This window comes from Pseudochrobactrum lubricantis, from assembly GCF_041929865.1.
Taxonomy (GTDB): domain Bacteria; phylum Pseudomonadota; class Alphaproteobacteria; order Rhizobiales; family Rhizobiaceae; genus Pseudochrobactrum; species Pseudochrobactrum saccharolyticum.
In genome coordinates, this window is sequence record NZ_JBHEEE010000009.1 from 92,560 (window position 1) to 111,919 (window position 19,360).

The following is a 19,360-nucleotide window of genomic DNA, read 5'->3' on the forward strand; positions in this document are numbered from 1 at the left end:
ATTTTCTCGCGCAGAATTACTGCGCTATCGGAGGTGAGTGGTAATGAAGCGTATCGTTATGGGCCTGTTGGCCGCGACCCTGAGTGTTTCAGCAGCTTATTCGGCAGAACTGAAGCCGGCTGTTGTTTATGACTTTGGCGGAAAATTTGACAAGTCTTTCAATGAAGCCGCTTATAATGGCGCTGCCAAATATAAAGCAGATCACGGTACTAATTATCGTGAATTTGAAATTCAGAACGATGCGCAGCGTGAACAGGCTCTGCGTAAATTTGCACAGGATGGCAACTCACCGGTTGTGATTGCCGGTTTCTCGGCTGTTTCCGCAATTGAGAAAGTTGCAAAGGAATTTCCGGATACGAAATTCGTAATCATTGATGCTGTCGTGGAAGCGCCGAATGTGCGCTCCGTTGTGTTTAAAGAAGAAGAAGGCGGCTATCTGGTTGGTATGCTGGCAGCGATGGCTTCTAAAACCGGCACTGTAAGTTTTGTCGGTGGTATGGATGTGCCGCTGATCCGTCGTTTCTATTGCGGTTATGCCGGTGGTGCAAAAGCCGGTAAAGAAGGCACAAAAGTTCTGAATAACTGGACCGGCGATACACCTGCCGCGTGGAATGATCCGGCTAAAGGCAGCGAAATCACCAAGGCTCAGATCGATCAGGGTTCTGACGTGATTTATCATGCTGCCGGTGGTACCGGTATTGGCGTGTTGCAGGCTGCGGCTGATGCGGGCAAGCTCGGCATCGGCGTTGACTCCAACCAGAACGGCCTGCATCCGGGTCATGTTCTGACCTCGATGGTTAAGGGTGTTGATACTGCCGTTTATAAGGCTTTTGCAGATGTTGCCGCTGATAAATTCACAGCCGGTATCGTTCAGATGGGTCTGAAAGATGATGGTGTGAGTTATGCGATGGACGAAAACAACGCCAAGCTGATTACACCTGAAATGAAGGCTGCGGTTGAAGCTGCAAAAGCCGACATCATCTCCGGTAAAATCAAGGTGCATGATTACACCACAGACAATAAGTGCCCTTACTAATCCGGTAGGGCTATTCATAGAAAAGGGCAGTGGTGACACTGCCCTTTTCCATTTGAAATTTCTTTGTGGCTTACCAGTGGGGCGGTTTGGTCACGGAGACTTCCGGCGCTGTTTGCTCTTCCAGCTCTAAAAAACGATCAGTCAGCGCGCTGAGCTTTTTGTTCAGCGCAGTAATCAGCTTCCATTGCTCGGCAATCTCACCGGACAGGTCTTCAATTGTCTTTTCCTGTTCCGCATTGCGAATTTCCAGCTCTGTAAGCCGGTCGGACAGATTTTCAGACATGGGTGGTTTCCTGACAGATCAGAGGGTGTTTTGTATTCATATAGTGCACGGAAGTGATATTTCACGCTATTATGAGGGGTGAAATGCGGCTTTGTGGTGGTTTACACACAGCTTTATGCAATAGCATATATTGTTAACTGCGTGGCGGAATCAGTTAAAGCAGAACATGTCAGATGTTTTCATTTGATGTTCGCGATATGTTATTTGATAAAAATGCTCCGGCAATGCGATGTCGATGATTAACGGATGGGATAATGGCGCAGCCTGCACTTGAACTGACAGGAATTGATAAGCGTTTCGGCGCTGTGCACGCAAACCGTGCTATTGATCTGCGGATCGAAAAGGGAACCATCCACGGGATTATCGGCGAAAACGGCGCCGGAAAGTCGACTTTGATGTCGATTATCTACGGTTTCTATCAGCCGGATAAAGGCACGATCAAAGTCAATGACCGGCAGGTGCATATATCCAATCCGGATGCGGCAATCGCTGCGGGCATCGGTATGGTGCATCAGCACTTTATGCTGGTTGATAATTTTACAGTGCTTGAAAATGTGATGCTGGGTGCGGAAGGCGCGCCTTTATTATCCGCCGGCATTGCAAAAGCACGCGAGCAGCTGAAAGCGCTCGAAAAAGAATATGCGCTGGATGTTGACCCTGACGCGGTGGTCGAAGATCTGCCGGTTGGTCTGCAGCAGCGCGTGGAAATTCTGAAGGCGCTGTATCGCGGCGCGGAAATTCTGATCCTTGATGAACCGACCGGTGTTCTGACACCGTCCGAGGCTGACCATCTGTTCCGCATTTTGCGGCAGCTGAAAGATCAGGGCAAAACCATTGTTCTGATTACCCATAAGCTGCGCGAGATTATGGCAGTGACAGATAATGTTTCGGTGATGCGGCAGGGCACGATGGTTGCCACCCGCAAAACCGCTGAAGCAAGCGTGGAAGAACTGGCTGAACTGATGGTTGGCCGCCGTGTTTTGCTGCGCGTGAACAAGCAAGCTGCGACACCCGGTGAGCCTGTATTACAGGTGAAGAACCTTGTCGTGCGTAATGCGCAGAAAACCACAGTCGTGGACACGGTGTCTTTTGATGTGCGTGCCGGTGAGATTGTCGGCATTGCCGGTGTTGCCGGTAACGGCCAGTCAGAGCTGATCGAAGTGATTGCCGGTATTCGCCGTGCCGAGAGCGGTGTGGTGATGCTGAATAGTCTGCCGGTGAATGTGACCGGTAATGCGCATCCGGCAGAATTGCGCCGTCGCGGTCTCGCCCATGTGCCGGAAGACCGCCACCATATGGGTCTGGTGCTGGCCTATGAGGAATATGAGAATTCCATTCTCGGCTATCATGATGATCCGCGCTATCTCAAGGGCCCGTTCCTGAATATTGAAGCGATCATGCAGGATGCTAAGGGCAAGATTGCGCAATATGATATCCGCCCTGCCGATCCGCGTCTGAAAACTGCGAATTTCTCCGGTGGTAACCAGCAGAAGATCGTGCTGGCGCGTGAGATGGAACGTAATCCGGATGTGCTGATCGTGGCGCAGCCGACGCGCGGCGTGGATGTCGGTGCGATCGAATTTATTCATAAACGTATTATTGAAATGCGCGATGCCGGTAAGGCCGTGCTGTTGATTTCTGTTGAGCTGGACGAAATCCGCTCGCTGTCCGACCGTATTCTGGTGATGTTTGCCGGACGTGTTGTCGGCGAGTGCGGGCCGGAAGCCGGTGAGGGGGAAATCGGCCTGCTGATGGCGGGTATTCAGAATGAAGATAATAAGAAAACCGAAAAGGGTCTGCATTGATGATTAGCTCAACACCGGCATTGCTCATCATTGATATGCAAAAGGCTATTGATGATCCGAAATGGGGTCGCCGCGGACAACCGCAGACAGAGGCAAATTTACAGCGCCTGCTGGAAGCATGGCGCGAACGCCGTCTGCCAGTGGTGCATGTGCGCCATGATTCAACCGATCCGCAGTCGCCTTATCGCGCGGGAACGACAGGTAATGAATTCAAAGCAGAAGTCGAGCCGCAGATCGGTGAACCGGTCGTGGATAAACGTACCAACAGCGCTTTTATCGGCACAGACCTGATGGATGTGCTGGATGAGTTACAAATCCGCACGCTGGTTATTGGCGGTGTGCTGTTGGAAAATTCTGTTGATGCAACAGTGCGTATGGCTGCTAATCTCGGTTTTGAGGTGATTGTGCCGGAAGATGCGGTTGCCAGTACAGACCGCACCGATTTGCAGGGCCGTCTCTGGAGCGCGGAAGATGTGCATGCGCTGACACTGGCCGTGTTGCAGGGCGAATATGCGCAGGTAAAAACCACTGAAGCCGTGATCGGAATGTTGCCATGAGCCAGCCTTTTGCAAAATTACCGCGCTGGGTGGATTATGGTCTGATCCCGACACTGAACCTGCTGGTTGCGTTTCTGGTCGCAGGACTTGTGGTGTTGCTGGTCGGAGAAAATCCGCTGGATGCGGCGCTGCTGATGGTCAAAGGTGCCTTCGGTTCCGGTGAAGGCATTGGCTATACGCTGTTTTATGCCACGAATTTTATCTTTGCCGGTCTGGCTGTGGCTGTCGCGTTTCATTGCGGCTTGTTCAATATTGGCGGTGAGGGGCAGGCTTATATCGGTGGTCTTGGCGTGGCGCTGATCTGTCTCTGGCTGGATGCATCCATGCCGTGGTGGATTACCATGATTGCGGCATTGCTTGGCGGTGCTATTTTCGGTGCGCTCTGGGCGCTGATACCGGCATGGCTTCTGGCAAAACGCGGTTCGCATATCGTGATTACCACGATTATGTTCAACTTCATCGCCGCCAGTCTGATGGTCTATCTGATTATCAATTTCATCAAGCCGATTGGCGTGATGGCACCGGAAAGCCGCGGTTTTGCGGAAGGTGGGCAACTACCGAAACTCGACTGGCTGATGAACCTGTTCGGTATGGAAATCCGCTCGGCACCGCTGAATATCAGCTTTTTGCTGGCGCTTTTGGCCTGTTATCTGGTGTGGTTGCTGATCTGGCGGACAAAAATCGGCTATGAAATCCGCACCATGGGGCACAGCCCGCGTGCCGCTGAATATGCCGGTATCAATCCGTCGAGAACGATTATTATCACCATGCTGATTTCCGGTGCACTGGCCGGTATGATGGCGCTTAATCCGGTGATGGGTGCGCAATATCGCCTGCAACTGGACTTTGTGGCCGGTGCCGGTTTTGTGGGGATTGCGGTGGCACTGATGGGGCGCTCGCATCCGGTGGGGATTATTCCGGCGGCGATCCTGTTTGGTATGCTTTATCAGGGCGGTGCGGAAATCGCTTTTGATATGCCGAATATTTCCCGCGACATGATTGTGATTATTCAGGGTCTGGTGATCCTGTTTGCCGGTGCGATGGAGCATATGTTCCGCCCTGCTTTCCAGCGGTTTTTCATGCGTTTTGCATCGCGAAATGCTGCCGGTGCAGCCACGAAAGCAGGAGAGTAAGCGCCATGGACAGCTATGTAACTCTTATTCAGCTGCTTGATTCAACCTTGCGCCTGTCCGCGCCGCTGCTGTTTGCCTGTCTTGCGGGGCTCTATTCAGAGCGTGCAGGGATTGTTGATATCGGTCTTGAAGGCAAAATGCTGGCTGGTGCCTTCGCTGCCGGTACAGTTGCGGCTATCAGTGGTTCCGCCCTTGCCGGTCTTGGTGCGGCTTTGCTGGTTTCTATGCTGTTGTCGCTGGTGCACGGTTTTGCCTCGATCACCCATCGCGGCAATCAGATTGTTTCCGGTCTGGCGATCAATTTTATCGCGGCCGGTACAACAATCATTCTCGGTCAGGCATGGTTCGGGCAGGGTGGTCGTACACCGTCTTTGCCAAACAGCGCTCGTTTTACATCTATTAATTTTCCGGGCGCGGAAGCCGTTAAAGACGTGCCAGTTGTCGGCTATCTTTATGCGGAGCTGATTTCCGGCCACTCCATTCTGGTTTATCTGGCTTTCTTGATGGTGCCGCTGACATGGTGGGTTTTGTATCGCACCCGCTTTGGTCTGCGTCTGCGTGCGGTGGGTGAAAATCCTGCGGCGGTTGATACAGCCGGTATTTCAGTGACATGGCTTCGCTACCGTGCAGTCATTATCTGCGGTCTGCTCTGCGGTATGGCCGGTGCCTATCTGGCGACAGCACAGGGCGCAGGCTTTGTGAAGGATATGACTGCCGGTAAAGGGTATATTGCACTGGCTGCGCTGATTTTTGCCAAATGGCGTCCGGTACAGGCGATGTATGCTTGTTTGCTGTTCGGCTTTCTGGATGCGCTGGGCATTCGTCTGCAAGGCCAGTCGCTGCCGCTGATCGGTGATGTACCGGTGCAGTTCATGCAGGCTCTGCCATATATTCTGACCGTTATCCTGCTGGCAGGCTTTATCGGTAAGGCCATTCCGCCGAAAGCGGGTGGTATTCCATACGTGAAAGAACGCTAAATGCCTGTTTCAAAAGACACCAGACCGGCCTGCAAATAGCAATTTCCTGTGTTCCGGTGCTCACGTACCATTAAGTACGCTGCGCTCCGTTACTCGGAAATCACTATTTTCGTCACGGCCTGCTGCTTTTTAATTCAGGTATTGAAACCAAATGTGAAAAATGAGGAGGGGCTGATATGGCTCAGGATCTATTTGATGCAGCTTATGCTGCAATGCAGAAATGCCATGCCCCTTACTCGAAATTTCCCGTTGGTGCCGCATTGCGCACCAAAGACGGGCGGATTTATTCCGGCTGCAATATTGAGGTCATTTCCTTCCCTGAAGGCTGGTGCGCTGAAACCACCATGCTGTCGCATTATGTGATGGACGGTGGTGGTGAGATTGCTGAAATTCTGGTGATGGCTGAGAAACTGGAAAAATGCTCCCCTTGCGGCGGTTGCCGTCAGCGCTTGGCAGAATTTGCGGGTGCCGATGTGCCACTGCATTTGTGCGACAGTTCCGGTGTTGTGCAGACTGTGACGATGCGCGAATTGCTGCCATTCAGTTTTCAGACCGATGTGATTGGTTAAGGCCATGACCGAAGCAGCTTTGATTTTACGCGCCCGTTTGAATGAAGCTTTTGCCGGTGAAACGCTGAAAGTTGCTATTGTGCTGGGTTCCGGCCTTGGCGGACTGGTCAGCGAACTCGATGATCCGGTGCATATCCGCTATTCCGATCTACCGCGCTTTCCGAAAAGCGGCGTCAGCGGCCATGCGGGCGAAGTGGTTGTCGGTCGGCTAATGGGCAGGCTGGTAATGGTACTGGCAGGGCGTGCGCATTATTACGAGCAGGGCGATGCGGCGGCGATGCGCCCTGTGCTGGAGACATTGAAAGCGCTTGGGATCGAAACGCTAATCTTGACCAATGCTGCCGGTTCTGTAGTGCAGGAGATGACACCAGGCAGCGTGATGCTGATTGACGATCACATTAATTATTCCGGCATGAACCCGCTGATCGGCGAACATACGGATGCGCGTTTTACCGGAATGACAGCGGCCTATGATGCAGAGCTGAAGCAGGCTTTCCGCGATGCAGCACGTGCAGCGGATGAGAAGCTGTATGAAGGTGTCTATATGTGGTTCTCCGGCCCGTCTTTTGAGACACCGGCAGAAATCCGTATGGCGCGGGTGCTGGGTGCCGATGCTGTGGGCATGTCCACTGTGCCGGAAGTGATTTTGGCGCGTTTTCTGGGGCTGCGGGCTGCCGCCTGTTCGGTCATCACCAATTATGGTGCAGGCATGAGCGGTGATGAATTATCGCACCATGAAACCAAGACTATGGCACCTTTGGGCGGCCAGAAACTGCAAAAAATTATCAAGATACTGGTTGGCGAAATCGGCTGATCGTTAAAAAGGTGCCGCTATGCTGCCACAGGAAATCATTCGGGCAAAACGCGATAAGCAGATTTTGAGTGCGGAGCAAATCAAGGCATTTGTGCGCGGTATTACCGATGGCAGTGTGAGTGAAGGGCAGATTGCCGCCTTTGGCATGGCGGTTTATTTCAATGGTATGACCCGTGATGAGGCTGTGGCGCTGACAACGGCCATGCAATATTCCGGCGATGTGCTGGAGTGGCGCGATCTTGACGGGCCTGTGGTAGATAAACATTCGACAGGCGGTGTGGGCGATAATGTTTCGCTGATGTTGGCACCGATTGTTGCTGCCTGCGGTGCCTATGTGCCGATGATTTCCGGTCGCGGCCTTGGCCATACCGGTGGTACGCTGGACAAAATGGATGCCATTCCCGGTTATCAGAGCTATCCTGATAAGGCTTTGTTCGACAAAGTTGTGCGCGATTGCGGTTGCGCCATTATCGGCCCGACCGGCGACCTCGCTCCGGCGGATAAGCGCTTTTATGCCGTGCGTGATGTGACCGCGACGGTGGAATCCATTCCGTTGATTACCGCCTCTATTCTTTCCAAAAAGCTGGCTTCCGGTATTGGCGGGCTTGTGCTGGATGTGAAAACCGGCAGCGGTGCTTTCATGCCGACATTTGAAGCTTCGCAGGCTTTGGCGCAAAGTCTGGTGCAGGTGGCTAATGGTGCGGGGTTACCGACCAGTGCGCTGATTACCGATATGAACGAGCCGCTGGATGATTGTGCCGGTAATGCAGTGGAAGTGCGCAATGCGGTTGATTTCCTGACCGGTGCCAAACGGCAGTCGCGTCTCGCGGAAGTTGTGCTGAATTTTGCCGCCCATATGCTGGTCACAGCAGGGCTGGCTCAAACTGTTGCTGATGGTCTGGCAAAAGCGCAAACAGCTCTGGATAATGGCAGTGCAGCAGAAAAATTCGGCCGTATGGTTTCTGGCCTTGGCGGACCTGCGGATTTCGTTGAAAGAGCAGCACATTATCTGCCGGTTGCACCTCTTCAGGTGCAGGTGTGTGCTGAGCGCGATGGCTATATCAGCGCCATTGATACACGTGCAGTCGGTATGAGCGTTGTCGCATTGGGCGGTGGGCGTATGCGCCCGCAGGATCAGATCGACCCTTCAGTCGGTGTGACCAATATTCTGCCGTTGGGCAGCGCAGTCAAAGCGGGTGACGTGCTGGCGCTGGTTCATGCGCAGACGCAAGACAAAGCCGATCAGGCGGTGCAGATGGTGCGGCAAGCGATGATGCTGAGTGATAGTGAACCGCAGCTCAATCCGGTGATTTATGAAACCGTAACCGCATAAAAAAAACGGCGCTCAGAGCGCCGTTTTTTATTTCATCTTTGGTGCCGACCATACGGTCGCAATCTTTACTATTTGGTACCGTACATACGGTCGCTTTTTAGTTATTTGGTGCCGTACATACGGTCACCGGCATCACCAAGACCGGGAACAATATAGCCGTCTTCATTCAGCTTCTCATCAATGGCCGCTGTGTAGATCGGCACATCCGGATGCACTTCCGCAAAATGCTTGATGCCTTCCGGCGCTGCCAGCAGGCAGAGGAAGCGGATATTGCTTGCGCCGCGTTCTTTCAGCTTGGTGATCGCTTCAACAGCAGAATTGCCGGTTGCCAGCATCGGATCAACCACAATAATCAGGCGGTTGACGATATCTTCCGGTGCTTTGAAGTAATATTCCACCGGCTGCAAAGTCTTGTGATCGCGATAGAGACCGATATGGGCAACGCGTGCCGCAGGCACCAGATCAAGCATACCTTCCAGCAGACCATTACCGGCACGCAGGATGGATGCGAAAACCAGCTTCTTGCCGTCGAGGATTGGCGATTCCATCGGCTGCATCGGTGTTTCGATCATGGTGGTTGTCAGATCGAGATCGCGGGTCACTTCATAGCAAAGCAGAAGGGAAATTTCTTTCAGCAACCGCCGGAAGCTGGCGGTTGAAGTTTCTTTCATGCGCATAATGGTGAGCTTGTGCTGAACAAGCGGATGACTAACTACCGTAACGCTCATAATATCCCGCTGCTTTCAAAATTTATTTTTTGCATTATTAGCCGAAGCCGATGAATTTTCCAGACCGCAATAAGCGAAAATACAGGTATGGAAAAGCAGCAGGGCTTAAATTTATCCCGTTTTATACAATTCTCTCAAAGAGAATGCAGGCTTTATGGATGAATGCGCAGAGCTACACGAAACTGTGACGGGTTTTATGCGCCAAAAGAATCATTATTACCGGCGCTTTGCGACGCAAATTTTGTTAAGTCATATCAAACTTTGCCGTATTTGCTTGTAACATCGCGCCCAGCCTTTATATGCTACTGGGCAGATGTTTCATCAGGCATAGCTTGAAATTTGCAGTTTCGGGTCTCTATGCAGTGCTTTGGTTCCGACGGGTAAGTTGGGCGGGCAGGACAGGATAAATAAATGAGCCAGCAACACGAAAATTCTACCGTGGATCAGGGTGCAGATGAGAGCCGTGTCGGTGCCCATGGTGGTATGGAGAATTCTTTCGGCTTTCAGAAAGTCGATGAAGAGTCCAAACAGGGGCTGGTGAATGAAGTTTTTCACAGTGTAGCCAAGCGCTATGATGTGATGAATGATCTGATGTCCGCCGGTCTGCACCGTGCATGGAAAGATGCGATGGTTGCCTGGCTGGCACCGCCGAAAATCCCGTCGCATATTCAGAACTGGCGTTCGCTCGATGTGGCCGGTGGTACCGGTGATATTGCGTTCCGTATTGTTGAAGCATCAGACCGTCAGGCGCATACAACTGTGCTTGATATTAATGGTTCCATGCTGGCTGTCGGGCAGGAGCGGGCGGCCAAAAAAGGCCTGCTGAATAATGTGGATTTTGTCGAGGCCAATGCTGAAAAACTGCCTTTCGACGATAATTCCTTTGACGCCTATACGATTGCTTTCGGTATCCGCAATGTGCCGCATATTGACTGGGCGCTGGAGGAGGCTTTCCGCGTGCTGAAACCGGGCGGCCGTTTCCTCTGCCTCGAATTCTCCGAAGTGGAAATGCCGCTGCTGGATAAAATTTATGATCAGTGGTCGTTCCATGCCATTCCGGCCATTGGCAAAATGGTGACCGGTGATGCGGAATCCTACAAATATCTGGTTGAATCCATCCGCAAATTCCCGAAACAGCAGGATTTTGCCAATATGATCACAGCGGCCGGTTTTTCCCGTGTGACATGGCGCAATTTCACCGGCGGTATTGCCAGCCTGCATTCTGGCTGGAAAATCTGATTATTATTTCCCGCGCATTTTAATTCCGGAAATGACTACAGGATTTCCGGAATGCGCTCTGTAAAGTGAGTGAGTTATGGGCCGCATTGCTGCTAGTTTCCGACTGATCCATGCCGGTTGGGTGATGACCCGTGAAGGTGTAATCAGCGCATTGCCGGCAGAAGGCCTGAGCGGTTTACCTGCTTTTGCTCACCGTGTTGCAGGGGCTCTGGCACGTAAACGCTCGCGCGATACAGCGCGCTCAGAACGCATGTCGCGGGCGATGAACCGGTTGGGGCCTTCTTATGTAAAGCTCGGTCAGTTTCTGGCGACGCGTCCGGATTTCGTCGGCAAGGAAGTTGCGGATGATTTGCAGCTTTTGCAGGACCGGATGGATTTCTTCTCTGAAGAGGCTGCAAAGCGCACGGTTGAGGGCTCGCTCGGCCGCACAATTGATGATCTCTATACGGAATTTGATGCGCCGATTGCTGCCGCCTCTATGGCGCAGGTGCATCCGGCTTTTGTTGGCAGTACGCGCAAAGTTGCGGTGAAAGTCATTCGTCCGGGTGTGCGTCAGCGTTTCGCGCAGGATCTCGAAGGCTTCTTCATGGTCGCACGCCTGCAGGAGCGCTTTGTGCCGGTGACACGCCGTCTGCGTCCGGTCATGGTGGCTGAAACGCTTGCGCAAACCACACGCATCGAGATGGATTTGCGGCTGGAAGCGGCGGCATTGTCTGAAATTGCCGAAAATATCAAGGGTGACGAAGGTTTTCGTGTGCCTGCCGTGGATTGGGAGCGCACCGGCCGCGATGTGCTGACCATGGAATGGATTGACGGCATTAAAATGTCGGATGTCGATGGCCTGCGTGCTGCCGGTTTTGATCTGCAGAAACTGGCGCGTACATTGATCCAGTCCTTCCTGCGCCATACGCTGCGCGATGGTTTTTTCCATGCGGATATGCATCCGGGCAATCTGTTTGTGGATGCAAAAGGCACAATTGTTGCAGTGGATTTTGGCATTACCGGCCGTCTCAATAAGCAGCAGCGCCGTTTTCTGGCAGAAATTCTCTATGGTTTTATCACGCGCGATTATCGCCGTGTGGCCGAGGTGCATTTTGAAGCGGGCTATGTGCCGCATCATCATGATGTGGCGAGCTTTGCGCAGGCCATTCGTGCGATTGGCGAGCCGATCCATGGACAGCCTGCGGAAACCATTTCTATGGCCAAGCTTTTGACCCTGTTGTTTGAAGTAACAGAGCTTTTCGACATGGAAACCCGTGCCGAATTGATTATGTTGCAAAAGACTATGGTTGTGGTTGAGGGTGTGTCGCGTACACTCGATCCGAATTTCAATATGTGGAAGTCGGCGGAGCCGGTTGTCGGTGGCTGGATCCGTAAAAATCTGGGGCCTGTCGGTATTGCGGCTGATGTAAAAGAAAGTGGCATGGCATTGCTGCATTTCATGCGTCAGACACCGGAGCTGACCAAACGGCTGGAGCGGCTTTCCGGTGAACTGGACAATATGGCTGCCAATGGTCTGCGTTTTGATGATGCGACCGCTGCAGCTATCGGCAAAGCAGAAGCACGGCATACGCGCTCAGGCCGGATTGCCCAGATTGTGATAGCGGTCTGCGTGGTGATCCTGACGGTAAAATTGCTCTTTTGATTGCATTGATTGCATAAATGATTGCAAATCTGAGTTTAAAAGCGGTATTCTGAAAGGAGTATCGCTTTTTTGTCGGGGCTTTAATGATGGCCAGCATCACAATCCGTAATCTTGATGAAGATGTAAAAGAGGCACTGCGCCGTCAGGCGGCAGCCAATGGCCGCTCTATGGAAGAAGAGGTGCGGGTTCTGTTGTCGGGTGAAACGCAGGTGTCTGCGCCTTTGGCTCCGGCATCTGACCCTGTTGTCCAGAGCTTGAGCGGCAAGCGGATATTGCTGATTATTGGTGGTGGTATTGCTGCCTATAAGGTGCTGGATCTGATCCGTCGTTTGAAAGAGCGTGGCGCGCAGGTGCGACCGGTGATGACAGAGTCCGCGCAGGCTTTTATTACGCCGCTGTCTGTCGGTGCTTTGGCTGCCGACCATGTTTATACGGATTTGTTTTCCCGTGAGGATGAACAGGATGTAGGTCATATCAGGCTGGCGCGTGATGCTGACCTGATTGTGGTAGCTCCTGCGACTGCTGATCGTATGGCGCAGATGGTGGCAGGGCTGGGCGGTGATCTGGCAGCGGCTATTCTGCTGGCGCGCAAAGTGCCGGTATTGATAGCGCCTGCAATGAATCCGGCGATGTGGAATAATCCGGCAACACAACGCAATGTGAAAGTGCTGCATCAGGATGGTGTGCATTTTATCGTCCCTGAGCGTGGTGAAATGGCTGAGAAAGGCGAGGCAGGCACAGGGCGCATGAGTGAGCCTTTGCAGATCGTGGCGAAGATCGAGCAATTGCTGTTACCCGTGCAGTCTTTGCCGCTGGCTGGAAAGAAGATCATCATTACATCGGGTCCAACCCATGAGCCGATTGATCCGGTACGCTATATTGCCAATCGCTCGTCGGGCAAGCAGGGGCATGCGATTGCTGCGGCTCTGGCGCGGCTTGGTGCGGATGTGCGGCTGGTAGCGGGGCCGGTGACCATTCCTGATCCGCAAGGTGTTAAAACCATCCATGTGGAGACAGCGCGGCAAATGCGCGATGCTGTTGAGGCGCAATTGCCTGCTGATGCGGCGGTGATGGTTGCGGCTGTTGCAGACTGGCGCACAGCCAATGCGGCGGATCAGAAGATTAAAAAACAGGCGGGCGAGGCGGCGCCGTCTTTGCAGATGGTGGAAAACCCCGACATTCTGGCGACGATCGGCCATCACGCACAGCGTCCGCGTCTCGTTGTCGGTTTCGCTGCCGAGACGCAAAATGTGGTCGAAAATGCCCGCAAGAAGCTGGATAAAAAGGGCGCGAACTGGATTGTTGCCAACAATGTGAGCTTTGCCGAGGATGGTTCCAGCGTGATGGGCGGCGATCATAATCAGGTGCTGCTGGTCAGCCGTGATGGCGTGGACGAATGGCCGCTGCTGGATAAGGATGAAGTGGCATTGCGGCTGGCTGAAAAGATTGCTGCTTCTTTAAGCTGAATAATTACTCTTAAATTGATTGCCTAAAAATAAGGCTTGCATATATGTGCTGCTTTATTTTTAGGCAAGTCTGCTTTTGACGAGTGTCTGCTCTTTGTGCTCAACGAATATCAATATTACTTGTCGTTAAAAAATCCATTTTTTAAGCGGAAATATTTTTAACATAAAATCAGCAGCTTATTATTTTAACCTTGCTCCCAATTAATGATTTTTCACAGTTTGGCATGAAAATTGCTTTGTCTCTGTTGAGCCACAGAAGCCTGCCTGTTGCGGGGCTTCCGGCAGATACGGGAGATTTTGATGCTTATTTTCAGAGAGCCCAGATTATCAGCACGCAGTTCAATCAAAACTGCATTCGGTGCTTTGGCTGTATTGATAGTTTTTCCATATGCGCAGGCATTTGCGCAGGATGCGACAGCTGTAGCAGACACCGGTGATACCGCGTGGATGCTGACCTCCACAGTGCTGGTTTTGCTGATGACCATACCGGGTGTGGCACTGTTTTATGGCGGCATGGTGCGCGGTAAGAATGTGCTTGCAACCACTATGCAAAGTTTTGCAATTGCCTGTGTGGCTTCCGTATTGTGGATGGTGGCCGGTTACTCGCTGGCTTTCAGTGACGGCGGCAGTGCCAATGCTTTTATCGGCGGATTGTCGAAAGCGTTTTTTGCGGGTGTCACTCCGGCATCCCTGACCGGCACAATTCCTGAATATGTGTTTATCACCTTTCAGATGACATTTGCGATCATCACGCCCGCGCTGATTGTCGGTGCATTTGCCGAGCGGATGAAATTCTCAGCGCTGCTGATCTTCACCATTTTGTGGCTGTTCATTGTCTATGTGCCGGTGGCGCATTGGGTGTGGGGCGGCGGTTTTCTCGGTGGTGACGGCGTGCTGGATTTTGCCGGTGGCACGGTCGTGCATATCAATTCGGGTATTGCCGGTCTGGTTGTGGCGTTAATGCTGGGCAAGCGTGACGGCTACGGACAGGTGAATATGGCACCGCATAATCTGGTCTATTCGCTGATTGGTGCATCGCTGCTTTGGGTTGGCTGGTTTGGTTTCAATGCCGGTTCTGCCGGTGGTGCCAATGGTATTGCTGCCGTGGCCATGGTGAATACGCAGGTTGCCGCTGCTGCGGCTGCGCTGAGCTGGATGGTTGTGGAATGGCTGGCGACAAAGCGGCCGAGTGTGCTGGGTATTATTTCCGGCGCGGTGGCTGGTCTTGTGGGGATTACACCGGCTGCAGGCTTTGTTAATCCGGCAGGGGCGCTGATAATCGGCGTGGCGTCCGGTGCAGGCTGTTATTTCGCGGCGGTCAAACTTAAGCACTGGCTCGGCTATGACGATAGTCTGGATGCTTTTGGTGTGCATGGTGTCGGCGGTATTATCGGCGCGCTTCTCACCGGCCTGTTTGCAGATGCGGCGATCAATCCGCTCTCGGAAGGCGCGACGGTTCTTAAGCAGCTTTATGGTGTGGTGGTGACCATGCTTTATACGGCGCTGATGACTGCCCTGATTGTTTTTGTCATCAGAATATTCATGGGGCTGCGAGTGTCTAAGGCCACGGAAATCGAAGGCCTCGATATCAATCTGCACGGCGAGACTGTGCATTCATAAAAAACAAGTTCAGCCGCAGAGGGGCTGCCGCGTAACCGGTTCTGTCAGACCATCCGCAGAAGATGACAGCAGAAACCGGTTGCGCGGATTTTTGGGTTACTTCTTAATGTCGCGAACCTGATAATCTTTGATCGCGGCAAATTTGATGGCTTTCCAGCGTTCTGCTTCATAATTCAGCGAGAATGCATTTGGCGTCAAATAGACCGGATCATTGTCCAGATCATGAGCAATATCAGCGCGATGGGTAGCGATGAAACGGTTCAACTCAGCCGGATCATCGGAAGAAATCCAGCGGCACAGGCTGAAGCGTGACATTTCAAAGCCGACTGGCAGCGAATATTCAATCTTGAGACGCTCGGTCAGAACGTCGATCTGCAGCGCGCCGACCACGCCGACAATCGCCGGAGAGCCGTCATCCGGCAGGAACAGCTGTACCACGCCTTCTTCAGCCATCTGCTGGAGAGCTTCGCGCAGTTTCTTGGCCTTCATTGCATCATCAAGACGCACGCGACGCAGAATTTCCGGCGCGAAGTTTGGTACGCCACGGAACAGCAGGTCTTCACCCTCGGTCAGCGTGTCACCAATGCGCAGAGTTCCGTGGTTCGGAATGCCAACCACGTCACCGGCAAAAGCTTCATCGGCGATCTGACGTGACCGGGCAAAGAAGAACTGCGGAGCGGAAAGACTCATCGGCTTGCCGGTGCGCACCAGCTTGGCTTTCATGCCACGGGACAGTTTGCCGGAGCAGACGCGCAGGAAGGCGATGCGGTCGCGGTGGTTCGGATCCATATTCGCCTGAATTTTGAAGACAAAGCCGGTCATTTTTTCTTCATCGGCTTCAACACGGCGGGTATCGGCGTCCTGAGCACGCGGGCTCGGGCCGTAATCGCAGAAAGCTTCAATCAGATCGCGCACACCGAATTTCTTCAGCGCAGAGCCGAAATAAACCGGTGTCAGATGACCTTCACGGAACGACTGCAGATCAAACTCACGGCAGACGCCGCGTGCCATTTCCACGCTTTCAACGAAGTTTTCGCGTTCATTTTCCGGCAGCAGACCGGCAGCCAGCGCATCGTCAGGGCCGCTGACCGGTGTCGGCTGCTCTTCGGTATCCTGACGGCGGATAGTATTGTTGTGCAGATCATAGGTGCCGGCAAAGCTTTTGCCGGAACCGATCGGCCATGTGATGGGTGCGGTATCCAGCGCCAGTTTTTCTTCGATCTCGTCGAGAATTTCAAACGGGTCGCGGGCTTCACGGTCCATCTTGTTGATGAAAGTGACAATCGGAATGTCACGCATACGGCAGACTTCAAACAGTTTCAGCGTACGCGGTTCGATGCCTTTTGCGGCATCGATTACCATGACGGCACTGTCAACGGCTGTGAGCGTGCGATAGGTGTCATCCGCAAAGTCTTCGTGACCCGGTGTATCGAGCAGGTTGAAGATGCAATCTTTATATTCAAAGGTCATCACCGAGGTGACAACGGAAATACCGCGGTCGCGCTCAATATTCATCCAGTCGGAACGGGTCTGGATGCGGTCTTTCTTTGCCTTAACTTCACCGGCAAGCTGAATAGCGCCGCCGAATAGCAGCAGTTTTTCAGTCAGCGTGGTTTTACCGGCGTCCGGATGCGCAATGATCGCGAATGTGCGACGATGCGAGGCGGGGGTCGTTTGTTCAGGCATAAAGAGCTCGGATAATATAAAATTGGACAGGTGTGCCTTCTAGCAGCATCGTGGCAGTTCGTCGACCTGAAATGCAAAAGGGCATTTTCTGCCGTTGAAAGCAGAAAACGCCCTTATTGCTTATGGATGGCGTTAGCCGCGCATGGTCTTGAGGCCAAAGCCCAGTGCGATCATTGCCCAGCCCTGGAAGACCAGATCAATGGCAAGGAACATGCCGAGAATCCACAGGCTGTTGACTGGCCAGCCGATTGCAATAACGATACCGGCGAGGGCAGTGATGAGACCACCGGCGAGCATCCAGCCCCAGCCTTTAACGCTGCGGCTCTGAAACGCGACCCACATACGGAATACACCCGAACCAAGCAGTGCGGCGGCGATGAAGATTGTGAAAATGCTGGATGCGAGCAGCGGGTTGAGGAAGGTCAGAACACCGGCTGCCGCATAAAGCGCACCGCTGATCATCCAGAAGAAGAAGCTCTTCCATGTCTGAACACTGAATGCATGGATGATTTCAACAATACCAGCAATCAGAATAGTGATACCTACGTAATAGACCGATGCCACGGTCGCAAAAACGAGATTACCGAAAGCAATACCACCGAGCATCAGCATGACAATGCCCAGAACGATAAACCAGCCCCATTTATGAGTGAGGGAGCTGATGGCTTGTGCCGGAGTTTTAATATCTGATGATAAAGACATGAGTGTCATCCTGTTGATGAAGTAACGCAACTCTTATTAAAAGATGATCATATTAAATTTATTGCAAAATTCAAATGATTATAATGTGATCCTGCTTCACTATATTAAAATCAGGATCTTTAATGCGGCTGAAAAACGGGTCGGGAACTGCAGGTTTTGCTCTGTGTTTTTAAAATGAATATGCTGTAATTGCCTCCATTTTTCAGGTGGGTTTCAATTTTTAATTGGCATTAAGTTGGAGATTTCAACCTTATCGATACGGGGTATACCTGTCTGTGCTCCAGACAGGCAGGCTATGATCGCTTTGACTCCCACAGACTGCAACAGCTCTGCATGTTCTGGATGCCTGACAGCTTAAACAACAAAATTTTAAGTTTAAGTCATGTTTGTTTTAATTTTAATAACTGGATTTACTAGATGAAAAAAACATTTTGCAAAGTGCTCTCAAGCAGTATTGCCATTGCTACAGCTATTGTCCCGTTCAGCTTATTTCCTGCGTTCAATGCAGAGGCCTGTACCCGCCTCCTTTGGAACAATAAACTTGGTGTCGTAGTAGGGCGTACGACGGATTGGCCGGTTACGACTGAGCCGGTTATTAATGTTTTCCCGCGGGGTATATCTCGTAATGGGGGGCAACTCGATCATAAAACTGTTGTTGCGAAAAATCCGCTGAAATGGACATCCAAATATGGAAGCATGGTCACCACGATGTTTGGCGTTGGAACGGTTGATGGTTTCAATGAACGTGGTCTGGGAGCGCATCTTCTCTATTTAACCTCGACTGATTTTGGTACGCGGGACACAAGTAAGCCCGGACTACAGGCGGCGCTTTGGGCTCAATACGCGCTTGACAGTGCAGCAACGGTTTCAGAGGCGCTTATGCTGCTTGATAAAATTCAGCCCGTGATGGTTGAGGTGAACGGGGGCACTAAAGCGACCGTTCATCTGGCATTGGAGGATGCTGCCGGTGACTCTGCTATTGTTGAATATATAAATGGTAAGGCTGTTGTTTATCACAATCCTGATTATCGGGTGGTGACGAATGATCCTTCTTACGATAAACAGCTTGCATTGTTAAAAAAGCTTGATTTTTCTAATGCGAGCAGAGAAACGCCACTTCCCGGAAATGTCAGCCCGACAGATCGGTTCCAGCGTGCCTCCTATTATCTCCGTACTATACCGGAGCCTAAAACCGATCATGAAGCGGTTTCCACCATGTTGTCCGTTGCGCGAAATGTTTCAGTACCGTTTGGTGCACCGTATAAGGATTCCGGACAGTATAATACGGAGTATCGTACGGTCTCTAACCTGGCAAAAAAACGCTACTATTTTGAAATGACAACCAGTCTGAACGTTGTTTGGGCGGATTTAAACAAGTTCAATCTGGCGAAAGGAGCCCCTGTCATGTTCCTCAAGCCCGATAATTTTAATCTGTCAGGAGATGTAACGGCGAAGTTCCAAAAGGTTAAACAGGCATCATTTTGATGACCGGTTTATTATATAATTCGCTGCTGAGCTGATTGCTTGTTATCAGGCTCGGAGTTGTTTCAATAATTTGCGATGCTGCCTCCCTTTGGTTTGAAAGGATCAAAGGGAGGTGTTTTGATGAGAGATGTTTTTTGTTGTTATAGCTGCAAATGCGGCGGGTGGATGTGTTGCGAATATATTCTCAAAGACGGCTATGAGAGTATACGGCTTTTAAGAGCTGTGTATTATAAATCAGGCGCGAAATTCTTTTGCCAAAGCTCGGTGATTGCTGATAATTTG

The 19,360-nt window shown here is 51.9% G+C and carries 17 protein-coding genes; 13 read left to right on the forward strand and 4 right to left on the reverse strand.

Annotation, left to right across the window (positions count from 1 at the left end; translation table 11 throughout):
* Positions 1–43: 43 nt before the first annotated feature.
* Positions 44–1,036: a BMP family lipoprotein gene (locus JNC80_RS16735; protein ID WP_376710960.1), complete on the forward strand. Its 993-nt coding sequence runs from the start codon at positions 44–46 to the stop codon at positions 1,034–1,036.
* Between the two features lie 70 nt (positions 1,037–1,106).
* Here the strand turns inward: JNC80_RS16735 and JNC80_RS16740 are convergent, their stop codons facing one another.
* Positions 1,107–1,319 carry a SlyX family protein gene (locus JNC80_RS16740; RefSeq protein ID WP_022712433.1) on the reverse strand — a complete coding sequence of 71 codons (213 nt, stop codon included), beginning with the start codon at positions 1,317–1,319 and terminating at the stop codon, positions 1,107–1,109.
* 254 nt (positions 1,320–1,573) lie between these two features.
* Between JNC80_RS16740 and JNC80_RS16745 the strand changes: the two genes are divergently transcribed.
* The 7 genes from JNC80_RS16745 to deoA all read left to right on the forward strand — a co-directional run bounded on the left by JNC80_RS16745 (position 1,574) and on the right by deoA (position 8,507).
* Positions 1,574–3,124: an ABC transporter ATP-binding protein gene (locus tag JNC80_RS16745; RefSeq protein WP_122093547.1), complete on the forward strand. Its 1,551-nt coding sequence runs from the start codon at positions 1,574–1,576 to the stop codon at positions 3,122–3,124.
* On the forward strand, positions 3,124–3,681 hold the full coding sequence (locus JNC80_RS16750; RefSeq protein ID WP_376710961.1) for a cysteine hydrolase family protein: 558 nt from the start codon (positions 3,124–3,126) through the stop codon (positions 3,679–3,681). Before JNC80_RS16745 ends, JNC80_RS16750 begins: the two co-directional genes overlap by 1 nt.
* Positions 3,678–4,814, forward strand: coding sequence for an ABC transporter permease (locus JNC80_RS16755; RefSeq protein WP_022712436.1), 1,137 nt, complete (start codon positions 3,678–3,680; stop codon positions 4,812–4,814). The genes JNC80_RS16750 and JNC80_RS16755 overlap by 4 nt, the downstream gene beginning before the upstream one ends.
* A gap of 5 nt (positions 4,815–4,819) precedes the next feature.
* Entirely contained in the window at positions 4,820–5,791 is a 972-nt protein-coding gene (locus JNC80_RS16760; protein ID WP_220160214.1) for an ABC transporter permease, read from the forward strand.
* Between the two features lie 176 nt (positions 5,792–5,967).
* Positions 5,968–6,360 carry a cytidine deaminase gene (locus JNC80_RS16765; protein ID WP_022712438.1) on the forward strand — a complete coding sequence of 131 codons (393 nt, stop codon included), beginning with the start codon at positions 5,968–5,970 and terminating at the stop codon, positions 6,358–6,360.
* Positions 6,361–6,364: 4 nt separating this feature from the next.
* Entirely contained in the window at positions 6,365–7,174 is an 810-nt protein-coding gene (locus JNC80_RS16770) for a purine-nucleoside phosphorylase (RefSeq protein WP_376710962.1), read from the forward strand.
* A gap of 19 nt (positions 7,175–7,193) precedes the next feature.
* Complete coding sequence (gene deoA / locus JNC80_RS16775) at positions 7,194–8,507, forward strand: thymidine phosphorylase (RefSeq protein ID WP_376710963.1); 1,314 nt, start codon at positions 7,194–7,196, stop codon at positions 8,505–8,507.
* A gap of 101 nt (positions 8,508–8,608) precedes the next feature.
* Here deoA and upp read toward each other — a convergent pair whose 3' ends face one another.
* Positions 8,609–9,235 (reverse strand): uracil phosphoribosyltransferase, encoded by a 627-nt coding sequence (gene upp, locus JNC80_RS16780; protein ID WP_183956655.1) that lies wholly within the window; start codon positions 9,233–9,235, stop codon positions 8,609–8,611.
* Positions 9,236–9,646: 411 nt separating this feature from the next.
* Here upp and ubiE point away from each other — a divergent pair, with 411 nt between their 5' ends.
* The 4 genes from ubiE to JNC80_RS16800 all read left to right on the forward strand — a co-directional run bounded on the left by ubiE (position 9,647) and on the right by JNC80_RS16800 (position 15,205).
* Positions 9,647–10,474 (forward strand): bifunctional demethylmenaquinone methyltransferase/2-methoxy-6-polyprenyl-1,4-benzoquinol methylase UbiE, encoded by an 828-nt coding sequence (gene ubiE, locus JNC80_RS16785; RefSeq protein WP_022712442.1) that lies wholly within the window; start codon positions 9,647–9,649, stop codon positions 10,472–10,474.
* Between the two features lie 76 nt (positions 10,475–10,550).
* Positions 10,551–12,119 carry a 2-polyprenylphenol 6-hydroxylase gene (gene ubiB, locus JNC80_RS16790; protein ID WP_376710964.1) on the forward strand — a complete coding sequence of 523 codons (1,569 nt, stop codon included), beginning with the start codon at positions 10,551–10,553 and terminating at the stop codon, positions 12,117–12,119.
* Positions 12,120–12,205: 86 nt separating this feature from the next.
* Entirely contained in the window at positions 12,206–13,585 is a 1,380-nt protein-coding gene (gene coaBC / locus JNC80_RS16795; RefSeq protein ID WP_376710982.1) for a bifunctional phosphopantothenoylcysteine decarboxylase/phosphopantothenate--cysteine ligase CoaBC, read from the forward strand.
* A 300-nt stretch (positions 13,586–13,885) separates the two neighbouring features.
* On the forward strand, positions 13,886–15,205 hold the full coding sequence (locus JNC80_RS16800; protein WP_376710965.1) for an ammonium transporter: 1,320 nt from the start codon (positions 13,886–13,888) through the stop codon (positions 15,203–15,205).
* A gap of 96 nt (positions 15,206–15,301) precedes the next feature.
* Here the strand turns inward: JNC80_RS16800 and JNC80_RS16805 are convergent, their stop codons facing one another.
* Together JNC80_RS16805 and JNC80_RS16810 are read right to left on the reverse strand one after the other, a co-directional pair.
* Complete coding sequence (locus JNC80_RS16805; RefSeq protein ID WP_306402370.1) at positions 15,302–16,891, reverse strand: peptide chain release factor 3; 1,590 nt, start codon at positions 16,889–16,891, stop codon at positions 15,302–15,304.
* Between the two features lie 132 nt (positions 16,892–17,023).
* Positions 17,024–17,593 (reverse strand): HdeD family acid-resistance protein, encoded by a 570-nt coding sequence (locus JNC80_RS16810; protein ID WP_022712447.1) that lies wholly within the window; start codon positions 17,591–17,593, stop codon positions 17,024–17,026.
* A gap of 417 nt (positions 17,594–18,010) precedes the next feature.
* On the opposite strand from JNC80_RS16810, the gene JNC80_RS16815 reads away from it, so the two are divergent.
* Positions 18,011–19,078: a linear amide C-N hydrolase gene (locus JNC80_RS16815; RefSeq protein WP_376710966.1), complete on the forward strand. Its 1,068-nt coding sequence runs from the start codon at positions 18,011–18,013 to the stop codon at positions 19,076–19,078.
* Positions 19,079–19,360 lie beyond the last annotated feature (282 nt).

Bases quoted from the DNA above. Each gene is read 5' to 3' on its own strand.
- JNC80_RS16745 (WP_122093547.1), top strand. From the start codon at position 1,574: ATGGCGCAGCCTGCACTTGAACTGACAGGAATTGATAAGCGTTTCGGC.
- ubiB (WP_376710964.1), top strand. From the start codon at position 10,551: ATGGGCCGCATTGCTGCTAGTTTCCGACTGATCCATGCCGGTTGGGTG.
- coaBC (WP_376710982.1), top strand. From the start codon at position 12,206: ATGGCCAGCATCACAATCCGTAATCTTGATGAAGATGTAAAAGAGGCA.
- JNC80_RS16740 (WP_022712433.1), bottom strand. From the start codon at position 1,319: ATGTCTGAAAATCTGTCCGACCGGCTTACAGAGCTGGAAATTCGCAAT.
- JNC80_RS16805 (WP_306402370.1), bottom strand. From the start codon at position 16,891: ATGCCTGAACAAACGACCCCCGCCTCGCATCGTCGCACATTCGCGATC.
- JNC80_RS16760 (WP_220160214.1), top strand. From the start codon at position 4,820: ATGGACAGCTATGTAACTCTTATTCAGCTGCTTGATTCAACCTTGCGC.
- JNC80_RS16755 (WP_022712436.1), top strand. From the start codon at position 3,678: ATGAGCCAGCCTTTTGCAAAATTACCGCGCTGGGTGGATTATGGTCTG.
- deoA (WP_376710963.1), top strand. From the start codon at position 7,194: ATGCTGCCACAGGAAATCATTCGGGCAAAACGCGATAAGCAGATTTTG.
- JNC80_RS16815 (WP_376710966.1), top strand. From the start codon at position 18,011: ATGAAAAAAACATTTTGCAAAGTGCTCTCAAGCAGTATTGCCATTGCT.
- JNC80_RS16770 (WP_376710962.1), top strand. From the start codon at position 6,365: ATGACCGAAGCAGCTTTGATTTTACGCGCCCGTTTGAATGAAGCTTTT.
- JNC80_RS16765 (WP_022712438.1), top strand. From the start codon at position 5,968: ATGGCTCAGGATCTATTTGATGCAGCTTATGCTGCAATGCAGAAATGC.
- JNC80_RS16750 (WP_376710961.1), top strand. From the start codon at position 3,124: ATGATTAGCTCAACACCGGCATTGCTCATCATTGATATGCAAAAGGCT.
- upp (WP_183956655.1), bottom strand. From the start codon at position 9,235: ATGAGCGTTACGGTAGTTAGTCATCCGCTTGTTCAGCACAAGCTCACC.
- ubiE (WP_022712442.1), top strand. From the start codon at position 9,647: ATGAGCCAGCAACACGAAAATTCTACCGTGGATCAGGGTGCAGATGAG.
- JNC80_RS16735 (WP_376710960.1), top strand. From the start codon at position 44: ATGAAGCGTATCGTTATGGGCCTGTTGGCCGCGACCCTGAGTGTTTCA.
- JNC80_RS16810 (WP_022712447.1), bottom strand. From the start codon at position 17,593: ATGTCTTTATCATCAGATATTAAAACTCCGGCACAAGCCATCAGCTCC.
- JNC80_RS16800 (WP_376710965.1), top strand. From the start codon at position 13,886: ATGCTTATTTTCAGAGAGCCCAGATTATCAGCACGCAGTTCAATCAAA.